Source organism: Stakelama marina (assembly GCF_018122655.1).
Lineage (GTDB): Bacteria > Pseudomonadota > Alphaproteobacteria > Sphingomonadales > Sphingomonadaceae > Sphingomonas > Sphingomonas marina.
This window is the reverse complement of the sequence record NZ_JAGRQC010000002.1, coordinates 92,108-105,140: the sequence shown is the minus strand read 5'-3', so window position 1 is coordinate 105,140 and position 13,033 is coordinate 92,108. Positions and strand designations below refer to the sequence as shown.

Sequence of the window (13,033 nt, the reverse complement as noted above, 5' to 3'; positions counted from 1 at the left end):
CTGCCGCGCCGGGCGCGCCTAGCTGTGCTTGCGCCCGGCGAAGCTGACGATGCTTTCCGATCCGTCCTTGGCAAGCGACGACACGCCGACGAAATTGTCGTCGACGATCAGGTCTTTCAGCTTCAATTCGGTCGTGCCGGCCGGGACGTCCTTATGGTCGGTCCAGTCCTGCTTGTCATTGCGGCGCCAGTGAATGCGATAGCCCACAGCGCCGGGAACCTCGTTCCAATGCACCGTGGTGTCGGTAGAAACCGCGCCTTCCATCCACACGCCTTCGGGTGCCGCGGGCGCATCGGCAAGTCGCTTGATCGTCGCGACGTTGATCGCGGCGACCTTTGCGAGATACGGAAAGTCCATCTTGTCGACCGTATCGCCATATTCGATGCCGTTTTCGGTGCGCAGGTCCTGATGTTGCTGCGTATAATTCTCTGCGCCGACGGTGAAGCGCACCGCAGGATAGCCGAGCTGCAGGAAAGGTTCGTGGTCACCGCCGCGGCCGAAGCGGTCGGGCCGCCGGTCGACGAAGACATCGAGCCCATCCGGAAGTTTGTCGGCGACGCCGTCGATGGCCTTGGCGAGCGCACGGCTGGGGCCGTCGTCCTCGCCACCGTCGGCGCGACGCTGCATCTGCTGCTTCAGGTCCTCGGACGCGCGGATGCCTTCGGAAAAGACGCGCACGCGGTCGGCGACCCGGACGCCGTTCTGACCGATCGTATTACCGACGATGTCGTTATTGAGTACCGCGGTGACGTTCCAGCCGCGTTCCTTCGCCGTCTGTGCCAGCAAGCGGCCGCCGAACAGTCCCTGCTCCTCGCCCGATAGCGCCGCATAGATGATCGTCGCATCGAATTTCTGCTTCGACAGGATGCGCGCCGCCTCCAGCACAACCGCAACGCCCGAAGCGTCGTCATTGGCACCCGGCGCATCGCTGGTGGAGTTCATGATGTCGGTGACGCGACTGTCGATATGACCCTGGATGATGACGACGCGGTTGGGATCGCGCCCTTTCTGAAAGCCGAGCACATCGACGACACGCACGCCGTCGGGCGCGCGCTGGTTGGTGAATTCCTGCGAGATATTGGCGACCTGGATGCAGCCGCCGCATTCGTCGGATATCTTGGTCAGCTGTCCGCCGAACCATTTCCGCGCCGCACCGATGCCGCGTTTCGGATCGTCGGGCGATGACAGCGTATGCCGCGTGCCGAAGCTGACCAGCTTTTCGACCGTCGCCTTCAGGCGAGCAGGGTCGGGGGCGTCTTGTGCACTGGCCGGGGCGGCGAGCGCAACGAGCGGAAGAGCAAGCAGGATTTTTCGCATGGCCGGTACGCTGCACTGCCGCGCAGGCGTTGGCAAGGGTGGCGTTTCGCTCGGCTCAGCTCAGCCGGTCGATTGCTTCGCGATCGAGATTGCCCGGGATAATCATCACCGGAACCGGCAACTTTCCGGCGTCGGTACCGGCGAAATGCGCAACCAGCGGGCCGGGAACGCCTTCCGGCGCCGCGCCGAGCACCAGCGCGGCGATGTCCTTGTTCGCCTCGATCATCTCGCGCACGATCTTCGGTCCGTCACCCTTGCGCACGGTGATCGAAGGTTTCAGCCCCGATTCTTCAAGCAGCGTTCCGGCGGCGCCTGCGACCAGCGCCTCGGCGCGTTGGCGTGCCTCTTCCTCCATCGTCGCCATGACTCCGCCCCATTGGACGAAGTCGGGCGCGGGGATGAAGGCTAGGATTTCGACGCCGCCGCCGGTCTTTACCGCACGTCGCGCGGCGAAGCGCAGCGCGGCTTCGGATTCCTTGCTTTCGTCGATGACCACCAGATAGGTGCGCATGGATAGAATACCTCCCCAATGGCGTTCAGTGGCGTGAAGCGCTCAATTTCGCAATAGCGTGGGCTTGACCCGACCCCTCGCGATGGTGATGGAGAGCGCTCCCCAGGACTCAAGCGATCAGGACCCTCAATGTCGATCGAAATCAAGATGCCCGCGTTGTCGCCCACCATGGAAGAAGGCACGCTCGCCAAATGGCTGGTGAAGGAAGGGGACACTGTTTCCTCGGGCGATCTGATGGCGGAGATCGAAACCGACAAGGCGACGATGGAGTTCGAGGCGGTCGACGAGGGCACGATCGCGAAGATTGTCGTTCCCGAAGGCACTGACAATGTGAAGGTCGGGGCGGTGATCGCCATTCTCGCCGAAGAGGGCGAGGATGCCGACGATATCGAGGCGCCGTCCAAGTCGGAAACGCCGAAGCCCGAAAATGACGAGGGCAAGCCCGACGCGAGCGATCCGAACAAGACCGGCGGCGAAGCCAAGAGCGCGAAGCGCGGCGTCGAACAGGCCGAGGATCACGGCAAGCCCGCCACCTCTGCCGGTCCCGCGCCGACGCAGGACGGCGAGCGCATCAAGGCGAGCCCGCTGGCGCGCCGCATCGCCGCCGACAAGGGGATCGACCTGGCGGGCGTGACCGGTTCCGGTCCGCGCGGCCGGATCGTCAAGGCCGATGTCGAGGGTGCGAAGCCCGGAGCCAAGCCTGCCGAAAAGGCGGCACCTGCCACAGCCGAGGCGCCTGCTGCCGCTCCGGTCGAGCCGAAATCGGTGTGGTTCGACGATTCGATCCCGCACGAGGAAGAAAAGCTCTCCAATATCCGCAAGACGATCGCGCGCCGCCTGACCGAAGCGAAGCAGACGATCCCGCACATCTATCTGACGGTCGACATCCGCCTCGACGCGCTCCTCAAGCTGCGCGGCGAACTCAACAAGTCGCTCGAGGCGCGGGGCGTGAAGCTGTCGGTCAACGACCTGCTGATCAAGGCGCTCGGCGTGGCGCTGGAAGCGAGCCCGAAGTGCAACGTGACCTTCGCCGGCGACAAGCTGATCAAATATCACCGCGCCGACGTGTCGGTCGCGGTCTCGACGCCGTCGGGGCTGATTACGCCGATCATCAAGGACGCCGCGAACAAGAGCGTGTCTTCGATCTCGACCGAGATGAAGGACCTTGCCGGCCGCGCGAAGGAAAACAAGCTGAAGCCTGAAGAATATCAGGGCGGCACCGCGTCGCTGTCGAACATGGGCATGTTCGGCATCAAGCAGTTCGACGCGGTCATCAATCCGCCGCAGGGCATGATTCTCGCGGTCGGTGCCGGCGAGAAGCGGCCCTATATCGTCGATGATGCGCTTTCGACCGCGACCGTGATGTCGGCGACCGGCAGCTTCGATCACCGCGCGATCGACGGTGCCGACGGTGCGGCGATGCTCAAGCTCTTCAAGGAGCTGGTCGAAGCGCCGCTCGGCATGATCGCCTGAGCCATGGTCTGGCGCCTGCCAGCAGCGGCGTTGCTTGCCGTACTGGCGGGCGTGCCGCTTGCGATCCTGTTCGACTGGGCGCTGCGTGGCGTGTCGCCCAGCGATCCGCTTGCGTTGAGCTGGTATGTCGGGCTGGCGCTGCTGGCGTTTCCGCTGGCCATGCTGGGAATGGCAGTCGCGGGAACGGTGCTGTACCGAACGGGCATGGGCCTGCGCTTCGACCAGCCGGTGCTCGCGACCATCGCCGGTGCGATCGGCGGCGTCTTTGCAGCCGGGGTGGTGGCATTGTTCTTTTTCGGCACCTCGTCCGGCCTTCGTGCGATGGCGATCGGATATGGGGCCGCTTTCGGACTGACGAGCGGGTTCGGCTTCTGGCTGCTGTATCGCAAACCGTTTCGTCGCCTCGCGAGGAGCAATTGATGCGCGTCCTGATCGAGATACTGTTCCTGATCGGCGGCCTGATCGCGGCGTTGACCCTCGGCTACGCCTCTGCCTGGGCCTATCCCATCGGAACGCGCGATATCTGGCTGGTCACCGACGCGGCGATGGTCGTCATCGTCGCGATGGGCGTCGCGCCGATCTGGCGAGCCTACAGGCTCGACCGCGCGAGACTGCGAAAGGATAATATCGATGGCTGAACGGCCGCCGCAGTGCGAACCGGCGATCCGCGTGACGACGATGCCCGCCGACGCCAATCCTTATGGCGATATTTTCGGCGGCTGGCTGATGAGCCAGATGGACATGGCCGCCGGCCTGGTCGCGTCGCGCCATTCCAAGGGACGCGCGGTGACGATCGCGGTGGAAGGGATGAAATTCCACGCCCCCGTCCTCGTCGGGGACGAGGTGTCGGTCTATGCCGATCTGGTCGCGACGGGGCGGACCTCGATGACGATCGATGTCGAGGCATGGCGCCGCGACCGGCACCAGGAAGAACAATGTCGCGTGACGCAGGCGCGCTTCGTGTTCGTCGCGATCGACGAAGCGCGAAAGCCGCGCCCGCTGGCATCATAGATTTACGATTTCGACAGGAGCATTTTCGTGGCTGAATCCTACGACCTCATCATTCTCGGTTCCGGCCCCGGCGGCTATGTCGCGGCGATCCGTGCGAGCCAGCTCGGCCTCAAGACCGCGATCGTCGAGCGCGAGCGGCTGGGCGGCATCTGCCTCAACTGGGGTTGCATCCCGACCAAGGCGCTGCTGCGCACGTCGGAAGTCTATCACTACATGCAGCATGCCAAGGATTACGGGCTCAAGGCCGACAATGTCGGCTTCGACCTGGCGAAGATCGTCGAGCGCAGCCGCAAGGTTTCGGGCCAGCTCAATGCCGGCGTGAAGGGGCTGATGAAGAAGAACAAGGTCGCCGTGCACGAAGGCGTCGGCAAGCTGACCGGCAAGGGCAAGCTGACCGTTACGCAGGGCGACAAGAAGACCGAACTCACCGCCAAGCACATCATCGTCGCGACCGGCGCGCGGGCGCGCGACCTGCCGTTCGCAAAGGCCGACGGCAAGCGAATCTGGACCTATCGCCACGCGATGACGCCTGAGGAGATGCCGACCAAGCTGCTCGTCATCGGATCGGGCGCGATCGGCGTCGAATTCGCCAGCTTCTATTCGGACATGGGCGCCGACGTGACCATCGTCGAGATGCTGCCGCGCATCCTGCCCGTGGAGGACGAGGAAATCTCAGCACACATGGACAAGACGCTGCAAAAGCAGGGCATGAAGATCATGACCGGCGCCGGCGTCGAGAAGCTGGAGACGTCCGCCAAGGGCGTGAAGGCGTCGATCAAGGGCAAGGACGGCAAGACCTCCACCGAGGAATACAGCCACGTCATCGTCGCGATCGGCATCGTCCCCAATACCGAGGATATCGGGCTCGAGGACCTCGGCGTGAAGACCGAGAAGGGGCACATCGTCACCGACGGCTATGCCCGCACCAATGTCGACGGCATCTATGCGATCGGCGACGTCACCGGCGCGCCGTGGCTGGCGCACAAGGCGAGCCATGAAGGCGTTGTCTGCGTCGAGGCGATCGCCGGCGAAAAGCCGCACCCGTTCGAGAAGTGGAACATCCCGGGCTGCACCTATTCGCGCCCGCAGGTCGCGAGCGTTGGCCTGACCGAGGCGAAGGCCAAGGAGGCCGGGCACAAGGTCAAGGTCGGAAAATTCCCCTTTATCGGCAACGGCAAGGCGATCGCGCTGGGCGAGGCCGAGGGCTTTATCAAGACGGTGTTCGACGAAAAGACCGGCGAGTTGCTCGGCGCGCACATGGTCGGCGCCGAGGTGACCGAGCTGATCCAGGGCTATGTCGTCTCGCGCCAGCTCGAGACGACCGAGGCCGAGCTGATGGAAACCGTCTTCGCCCACCCGACGCTGAGCGAGATGATGCACGAAAGCGTCCTCGGCGCCTACGGCCGCGCGCTGCATATCTGAGGCAGCGGCGGGGCGGCGATAAGCGCTGCCTCACCGCCTCGCACTCCACCACCGTCACCCCGGACTTGATCCGGGGTCCATGGGCGCTGCGTTGACTCAAGGAGCATCCGGCGAATGTTGGTCCATGGATGCCGGATCAAGTCCGGCATGACGGAAAAGGAGTCTGCCGCGCCGTTCGAGCTTTCGAAAGGCTTCCCGCAGACGTTGAGGCCGGCAGCATTTGAGGTTCTCGCATCGCGCAGCTAGGTTGAACGAAAAGCGCGTGAGGAGCCGTCCCTGCTTCGACTCTTATACCCGATCGTTCGCTTGTTCTGCGGAATCTTGCTGGTCGTCCTCGGCGTCGTGATCGGTAAGGCCTGCCAATATACCGCCGTCGCGTATCTCGAGGCGCAGCTCGGGTTCGGCTGGGCATCGCTTGTGGGTCTGGCGCCCTTCGTCACGATGCTGATAGTGCTGAAATCGAAACTCCCGCGGCACTATGGTGCTGACACAGTGGATCGGTAGCTTCGCAACCAGCGGCGACAAATCGGCTTTGGTTAGATTTCAGTCCGGTCCGATCACTGTGGCGAGCCTCCGTCACACCCGTCACCCCGGACTTGATCCGGGGTCCATGGCGCAACGTCCACCCAAGGCGCGCCCGGCGAATGCCGGTCCATGGATGCCGGATCAAGTCCGGCATGACGTTGCTTCTTGGTCGTTACGCTTGGCCGAGCCCCCACATCGCAGCGCGTTCGCGGGCAAATTCAACCATATATTCGTCCAGCGCGGCAATACGGCGTTCGATCTCGTCGGCGGAGACGTCTTTCCAAATCGAGTAGTCATAAAGTTGACGCGCTGATTTCAAATCATCGCCCGCGCGAAATCGCTCCGTCATGTACAGCGTTTCGAGCAATTCGCTCGGCCGTTCGCGATCGCTAGCCAATATGGCAGCATATTTGATGAGATATTCGGACATGATGCCGGCGTTCGATCCACTGACCATTGTCGTCTCCTTGTGCCAGCACAGATGGGTAGAGAAGGGCGAGTAGTCCAGAGCGCAGCGAAGTAGCCAAGAGTTAAAGTGCTGCGCCTGCCGCCGCCGGAATCAGCCTGCTTCGGCGGTCTCGATCAGGCGCAGCCCGTCCTGCGCCGCGCCCGACGCGACGTCGCTGTCGCGCGGGGTGACGTGCTTCAGCCGCCCATCCACCTGTGCACCGGTTTCGATCGAGATCGACTGATATTCGACATCGCCTGTAATCACCGCGCCGGCTTCGACGATCAGCTCGCGCGCCTGCACGCCGCCCTCCACGGTGCCGGCGATGCGCGCCGCGTCGGCGCGGATCGAGCCGACGATATGGCTCTCGCTGCCCTGCACGAGCGCTGCGCAGGCGACATCGCCCTCGATACGGCCGTCGATGTGCAGGTCGGCGCTTGCCTCTATATTGCCGGTCACGACGATGTCGGGGCTCAGCATCGAGAACATTCCCCGCTTGCCGTTCCCGCTCGTCGGCGCCATCGGCCTCGCCTGATCGTGGCCATTCTTCTTGTTACCGAACATTGCTTGCTCCCCGGTCCCCGAAAATCCATATCGCCGCGCGAACGGCGAATCCTTCCCGCACGCATCATGCCCGTGATCGCGCGCTTCGTGGGATCGGTGCGTCGCATCCACAGCACTGCTAGTCGATAAACGCATCTGGTAAACGCCGGTCGGCGAGGGGGCTTGCCGTTGCCCGCGGCAATGCCTAATTCGGGCTTTGCGGCAGCTCGATAACGGCAGCGCTCCAAAAGCGTGCGCTCGGCCATTGACCGTACCCGCCGCGCTGGCTATAGGGCCGCGCGTCCGTGGGATGGCCGGGCCAAGGTCCATGTGCCGATTTCTCACGACGGAACATAGAGCTGAACGTTGTTGGAGACGAATGGCCCGGGAGGTCGAGAGGCACCCCGGCCTTTTGGTATTGCACGACAAGGGCTCCAGCAAAGTAACCGCCGGAATATGCCGGTAACATAAGGTGAAGGGCTTCATGCCGACGATCAATCAGTTGGTCCGCAAGGGCCGCGACATTCAGAAGGCCAAGTCGAAGGTTCCCGCGATGGAGCAGAACCCGCAGAAGCGCGGTGTCTGCACGCGTGTCTATACGACGACGCCGAAAAAGCCGAACTCGGCGCTTCGCAAGGTTGCCAAGGTCCGCCTGACCAACCAGCGCGAAGTCATCAGCTATATCCCCGGCGAGGGGCACAATCTGCAGGAGCACTCGGTGGTGCTGATCCGCGGCGGTCGTGTTCGCGACCTTCCCGGTGTCCGCTATCACGTCCTGCGCGGCGTTCTCGACACCCAGGGTGTCAAGGATCGTCGTCAGTCCCGCTCGAAGTACGGCGCCAAGCGTCCGAAGTAAGCCGACCGACTGCCGGGCTTTGCGGTCCGGCAAGCGTGCGGTCATCCATGGCTGAAGTTAAGAGGAAAACGAAACATGTCTCGTCGTCGTCGTCCCGAAAAGCGGGAAATCCTGCCCGATCCCAAGTTCGGGGATGTGGTGCTTTCGAAGTTCATGAACTCGGTGATGCTGGACGGTAAGAAGTCCGTCGCCGAAGGTATCGTCTATGGTGCGCTCGACACCGTCGAAGCGCGCGCCAAGAAGGAGCCGCTGGGCGTGTTCCACGAGGCGCTCAACAACATCAAGCCGGGCATCGAGGTCCGCAGCCGCCGCGTCGGTGGTGCGACCTATCAGGTTCCGGTCGAGGTTCGTCCCGAGCGTGCGCAGGCGCTGGCGATCCGCTGGCTGATCGGCGCGGCGCGCGCCCGCAGCGAGCACACCATGGCCGCCCGTCTGTCGGGCGAGCTGATGGACGCCGCTAACAATCGCGGCAACGCGGTGAAGAAGCGTGAGGACACGCACCGCATGGCAGAGGCGAACCGCGCCTTCTCGCATTACCGCTGGTAGTTTTTAATTGATCGCCGGGGACGGTTTCCCCGGCACGGAGTTTTTTCCAGATGGCTCGCAAAGAACCGCTCAACACCTATCGCAATATCGGCATCATGGCGCACATCGATGCCGGTAAGACGACGACCACCGAGCGCATCCTGTTCTACACCGGCAAGTCCTACAAGATCGGCGAAGTGCACGAAGGCACGGCGACGATGGACTGGATGGAGCAGGAGCAGGAGCGTGGCATCACGATCACGTCCGCTGCGACGACCTGCTTCTGGAAAGATCACCGGATCAACATCATCGATACGCCGGGACACGTCGACTTCACGATCGAAGTCGAGCGTTCGCTGCGTGTGCTCGACGGTGCGGTCGCGTGCTTCGACGGCGTTGCCGGCGTCGAGCCGCAGTCGGAAACGGTGTGGCGCCAGGCGGACAAGTACAAGGTTCCGCGGATGTGCTTCATCAACAAGCTCGACCGCATGGGCGCGAATTTCGAATATTGCGTCGATTCGATCAAGGAGCGCCTCGGTGCGACTCCGGCGGTTCTCTATATCCCGATCGGGATCGAGAGCGACCTGCGCGGTCTGGTCGACCTGGTCGAACAGCGCGCGATCGTCTGGGAAAATGACGGCCTGGGCGCCAAGTTCGAATATGAGGAAATCCCCGAGGATCTCGTCGACAAGGCGGCCCAGTATCGCCAGGACCTGATCGAGCTCGCCGTCGAGCAGGACGACGATGCGATGGAAGCGTATCTGGAGGGCAACGAGCCCGACGCCGACACGCTGCGCAAGCTGATCCGCAAGGGCACGCTGGAGCACGCCTTCGTGCCCGTCATCTGCGGCTCGGCGTTCAAGAACAAGGGTGTGCAGCCGCTGCTCGACGCGATCGTCGACTATCTGCCCAGCCCGATCGACGTCCCCGCGATCAAGGGCGTCAAGCCCGACAGCGACGAGGAGGACAGCCGTCCGTCGTCCGACGAGGCTCCGTTCTCGGCGCTGGCGTTCAAGATCATGAACGACCCGTTCGTCGGCTCGCTGACCTTCGCGCGCATCTATTCGGGCAAGCTCGAAAAGGGCTCGGTCCTGAACTCGGTGAAGGACAAAAAGGAAAAGATCGGCCGTATGCTGCTGATGCATGCGAACAGCCGTGAGGACATCGAAGAGGCCTATGCCGGCGACATCGTCGCTATCGCGGGGCTGAAGGAAACGACGACCGGTGACACGCTGTGCGCGCCGTCGGCGCCGATCATCCTCGAGCGGATGGAATTCCCCGAGCCGGTTATTGAACTGTCGGTGGAACCGAAGACCAAGGCCGACCAGGAAAAGATGGGCGTTGCGCTCAACCGCCTGGCCGCCGAGGATCCGTCGTTCCGGGTTTCGACCGATCACGAATCGGGCCAGACGATCATCAAGGGCATGGGCGAGCTTCACCTCGACATCCTCGTCGATCGCATGAAGCGCGAGTTCAAGGTCGAGGCGAATGTCGGTGCGCCGCAGGTGGCGTATCGCGAATATCTCGCCAAGCCGGTCGAGCTGACCTACACCCACAAGAAGCAGTCGGGTGGTTCGGGTCAGTTCGGTGAAGTGAAGGTGCAGGTCGCTCCCGGCGAGCGTGGCTCGGGCTTCCAGTTCTTCGACGAGATCAAGGGCGGCAACATTCCGCGCGAATACATCCCGTCGGTCGAAAAGGGTTTCCGCGAGACTGCCGAGACGGGTCACCTGATCGGCTTCCCGATCATCGACTTCGAGGTTCACCTCGTCGACGGCAAGTATCACGACGTCGACTCGTCGGCGCTGGCGTTCGAGATTACCGCTCGCGGCGCAATGCGCGAGGTGGCGCAGAAGGCCGGCATCAAGCTCCTCGAACCGGTAATGAAGGTCGAGGTCGTGACGCCGGAAGATTATCTTGGCGACGTCATCGGCGACATGAACAGCCGCCGCGGACAGATCCAGGGTACCGACAGCCGGGGCAACGCTCAGGTCGTCGAGGCGATGGTGCCGCTGGCCAACATGTTCGGTTACGTGAACGAGCTGCGTTCGTTCACCCAGGGCCGGGCGCAATATTCGATGCAGTTCTCGCATTACGACGAAGTGCCGCAGAACGTGGCCGACGAAGTGAAGGCGAAGCTGGCATAACGGCCAGGAACTCGGTAAGGGCGCGCACTCGCGTCGTCCCGTTTGATTCGGAACTAGCGTAGATCAAAAGGTAGGAAGCAATGGCGAAAGCAAAGTACGAGCGGTCCAAACCGCACCTCAACATCGGCACCATCGGTCACGTCGACCATGGTAAGACGTCGCTGACGGCGGCGATCACCAAGGTCCTCGCCGAAACGGGCGGCGGCACCGCGGTCGACTTCGCCAACATCGACAAGGCTCCGGAAGAGCGCGAGCGCGGCATCACCATCTCGACCGCGCACGTCGAGTATGAAACCGAAAAGCGCCACTATGCGCACGTCGACTGCCCCGGCCACGCCGACTATGTGAAGAACATGATCACCGGCGCGGCGCAGATGGACGGCGCGATCCTGGTGGTTTCGGCCGCCGACGGCCCGATGCCGCAGACCCGCGAGCACATCCTGCTCGCCCGTCAGGTCGGCGTTCCGGCGATGGTCGTGTTCCTCAACAAGGTCGACCAGGTCGACGACGAGGAACTGCTCGAGCTGGTCGAGCTCGAAGTTCGCGAACTGCTGAGCTCGTATGAGTTCCCGGGCGACGATATTCCGATCATCAAGGGTTCGGCGCTCGCCGCTCTCGAAGACAGCAACGAAGAGATCGGCAAGAAGGCCATTCTCGAGCTGATGCGCAATGTCGACGAGTACATCCCTGAGCCGGAGCGTCCGCTCGACAAGCCGTTCATGATGCCGATCGAAGACGTGTTCTCGATCTCGGGTCGCGGTACCGTCGTCACCGGCCGTATCGAAACCGGCGTCATCAAGGTTGGCGAGGAAGTCGAGATCGTCGGCATCAACGACACCCGCAAGACCACGGTCACCGGCGTCGAGATGTTCCGCAAGCTGCTCGACGAAGGTCATGCCGGCGACAATGTCGGCGCGCTGATCCGCGGCGTTGCTCGTGATGAGGTCGAGCGTGGCCAGGTTCTGGCCAAGCCGGGTTCGATCACGCCGCACACCGAGTTCAAGTCGGAAGTGTACGTCCTGTCGAAGGACGAAGGCGGCCGTCACACGCCGTTCTTCGCGAACTATCGTCCGCAGTTCTACTTCCGCACGACCGACGTCACCGGCACCGTCGAGCTGCCCGAGGGCACCGAGATGGTCATGCCGGGCGACAATGTCGCGCTGGGCGTCAAGCTCATCGCGCCGATCGCGATGGACGTCGGCCAGCGCTTCACCATCCGTGAAGGCGGTCGCACCGTCGGCGCGGGCGTCGTGAGCGCCATCGACAAGTAATCGACGCCCGCGAGGGCTGAGAATGAAGAGCCCGGCTTCCCCCAGGGGAGGCCGGGCTTTTTGTTTTGAAGGTTAAGTGGGACCCCGGCTCGGCGGCCGGGGCGACGATATGCGATTGGCGGGGCCGCCCCTACTCGATTCAGACGCCGGTCACGCGCCACTCGCCGTTCTCTCGGTCGAGCGAAACCGTTTCGACCGCCTCGTCGGCACGGTTGGCGAATTTGGTGTGAAAGCGAACGACCTCGTAGCCGTGCGGAGGGGCAGGGACGTCCTCGTGGCTGGCGAACGTGCGCGATATGACCACGCCGAGCGGCGGGCGAATCTGTTCAGACGCCTTCGCCCATGCTGCTTCGGTGTTGAGCCTCTGGAACGAGGCGCCGGTCGCCTGATAGCTTTCCTTCCACTGTCCCTCGTCGACCAGTTCGAGCCAGTGGCGCGCGATGTCGACCACTTCCGGATTGGTCGCCGGGCTCTCGGTCGTCGGCGTTTGCGCAAGGGGCGATGGCCCGTGGGGCAGGATGGTGAGTGCGGCAAGTGCCAGGGCAAGCGTCATGAGAAGGACTCCGGTGATGATCCAGGGGCGGGAGAGTCCGTGCCTCGCGCCGCCGATCGGCGCCGCTCCCTGATCCACCTGTTCGATGCGTGGGTCTCCGCCGATTTCCTTGCCGACAAGATTTTCGGGTGGGCGCGAAGCCAGTCCACCTTCGGCCTCCAGCAGTTGCCGCGCGGCCTCGCGGCTGCTGGTCGCCGCCATTTTGCGCCGCGCGTCGCGCAGTCGTCCGTTGATCGTATGCACCGACAGGTCGAGGCTGGCCGCGATCGACTTGGCATCGTGGCCGCGTACCATCATGCGAAGCGTCTGCTTCTCCTTTTCGGTCAGCGCCTCCGGTCCGTGATTTGCCTGCGTGCCCATCGGAAATCGGAGTAGGTGAGGAGTACGACCGCAGCCACCCTCAAAAATTTGTAGGCCCGAGAGCCGCGTGGGCG

General features: G+C 63.3%; 14 protein-coding genes. 9 read left to right on the top strand and 5 right to left on the bottom strand.

The window, feature by feature from the left end; genetic code table 11:
- Positions 1 to 18: 18 nt before the first annotated feature.
- Positions 19 to 1,317, bottom strand: coding sequence for a M28 family metallopeptidase (locus J7S20_RS06965; RefSeq protein WP_284053527.1), 1,299 nt, complete (start codon positions 1,315 to 1,317; stop codon positions 19 to 21).
- A gap of 55 nt (positions 1,318 to 1,372) precedes the next feature.
- Positions 1,373 to 1,828, bottom strand: coding sequence for a universal stress protein (locus J7S20_RS06960; RefSeq protein ID WP_284053526.1), 456 nt, complete (start codon positions 1,826 to 1,828; stop codon positions 1,373 to 1,375).
- Between the two features lie 129 nt (positions 1,829 to 1,957).
- Here J7S20_RS06960 and J7S20_RS06955 point away from each other — a divergent pair, with 129 nt between their 5' ends.
- From J7S20_RS06955 to lpdA, 5 genes are read left to right on the top strand one after another with little or no spacing between them, the layout of a single operon-like run.
- Positions 1,958 to 3,301: a pyruvate dehydrogenase complex dihydrolipoamide acetyltransferase gene (locus J7S20_RS06955; protein WP_284053525.1), complete on the top strand. Its 1,344-nt coding sequence runs from the start codon at positions 1,958 to 1,960 to the stop codon at positions 3,299 to 3,301.
- 3 nt (positions 3,302 to 3,304) lie between these two features.
- On the top strand, positions 3,305 to 3,721 hold the full coding sequence (locus tag J7S20_RS06950) for a hypothetical protein (RefSeq protein ID WP_284053524.1): 417 nt from the start codon (positions 3,305 to 3,307) through the stop codon (positions 3,719 to 3,721).
- Complete coding sequence (locus J7S20_RS06945) at positions 3,721 to 3,939, top strand: hypothetical protein (RefSeq protein WP_284053523.1); 219 nt, start codon at positions 3,721 to 3,723, stop codon at positions 3,937 to 3,939. The genes J7S20_RS06950 and J7S20_RS06945 overlap by 1 nt, the downstream gene beginning before the upstream one ends.
- Positions 3,932 to 4,312, top strand: a complete 381-nt coding sequence (locus J7S20_RS06940) for an acyl-CoA thioesterase (protein ID WP_284053522.1) — start codon at positions 3,932 to 3,934, stop codon at positions 4,310 to 4,312. Before J7S20_RS06945 ends, J7S20_RS06940 begins: the two co-directional genes overlap by 8 nt.
- A gap of 27 nt (positions 4,313 to 4,339) precedes the next feature.
- A complete protein-coding gene (gene lpdA / locus J7S20_RS06935) occupies positions 4,340 to 5,734 on the top strand; it encodes a dihydrolipoyl dehydrogenase (protein WP_284053521.1) in 1,395 nt (464 codons plus the stop codon).
- 697 nt (positions 5,735 to 6,431) lie between these two features.
- Here the strand turns inward: lpdA and J7S20_RS06930 are convergent.
- Both J7S20_RS06930 and J7S20_RS06925 read right to left on the bottom strand, forming a co-directional pair.
- Complete coding sequence (locus tag J7S20_RS06930) at positions 6,432 to 6,716, bottom strand: hypothetical protein (protein WP_284053520.1); 285 nt, start codon at positions 6,714 to 6,716, stop codon at positions 6,432 to 6,434.
- A 102-nt stretch (positions 6,717 to 6,818) separates the two neighbouring features.
- A complete protein-coding gene (locus J7S20_RS06925) occupies positions 6,819 to 7,271 on the bottom strand; it encodes a bactofilin family protein (protein WP_284053519.1) in 453 nt (150 codons plus the stop codon).
- 463 nt (positions 7,272 to 7,734) lie between these two features.
- Here J7S20_RS06925 and rpsL point away from each other — a divergent pair, with 463 nt between their 5' ends.
- From rpsL to tuf, 4 genes are all read left to right on the top strand, one after another.
- Positions 7,735 to 8,106, top strand: coding sequence for a 30S ribosomal protein S12 (gene rpsL, locus J7S20_RS06920; protein WP_284053518.1), 372 nt, complete (start codon positions 7,735 to 7,737; stop codon positions 8,104 to 8,106).
- Between the two features lie 75 nt (positions 8,107 to 8,181).
- Positions 8,182 to 8,652: a 30S ribosomal protein S7 gene (rpsG, locus tag J7S20_RS06915; protein ID WP_284053517.1), complete on the top strand. Its 471-nt coding sequence runs from the start codon at positions 8,182 to 8,184 to the stop codon at positions 8,650 to 8,652.
- 50 nt (positions 8,653 to 8,702) lie between these two features.
- Positions 8,703 to 10,775 carry an elongation factor G gene (gene fusA / locus J7S20_RS06910; RefSeq protein WP_284053516.1) on the top strand — a complete coding sequence of 691 codons (2,073 nt, stop codon included), beginning with the start codon at positions 8,703 to 8,705 and terminating at the stop codon, positions 10,773 to 10,775.
- Between the two features lie 80 nt (positions 10,776 to 10,855).
- On the top strand, positions 10,856 to 12,046 hold the full coding sequence (tuf, locus tag J7S20_RS06905) for an elongation factor Tu (RefSeq protein ID WP_284053515.1): 1,191 nt from the start codon (positions 10,856 to 10,858) through the stop codon (positions 12,044 to 12,046).
- A 139-nt stretch (positions 12,047 to 12,185) separates the two neighbouring features.
- Here the strand turns inward: tuf and J7S20_RS06900 are convergent, their stop codons facing one another.
- A complete protein-coding gene (locus J7S20_RS06900; protein WP_284053514.1) occupies positions 12,186 to 12,959 on the bottom strand; it encodes a helix-turn-helix domain-containing protein in 774 nt (257 codons plus the stop codon).
- Positions 12,960 to 13,033 lie beyond the last annotated feature (74 nt).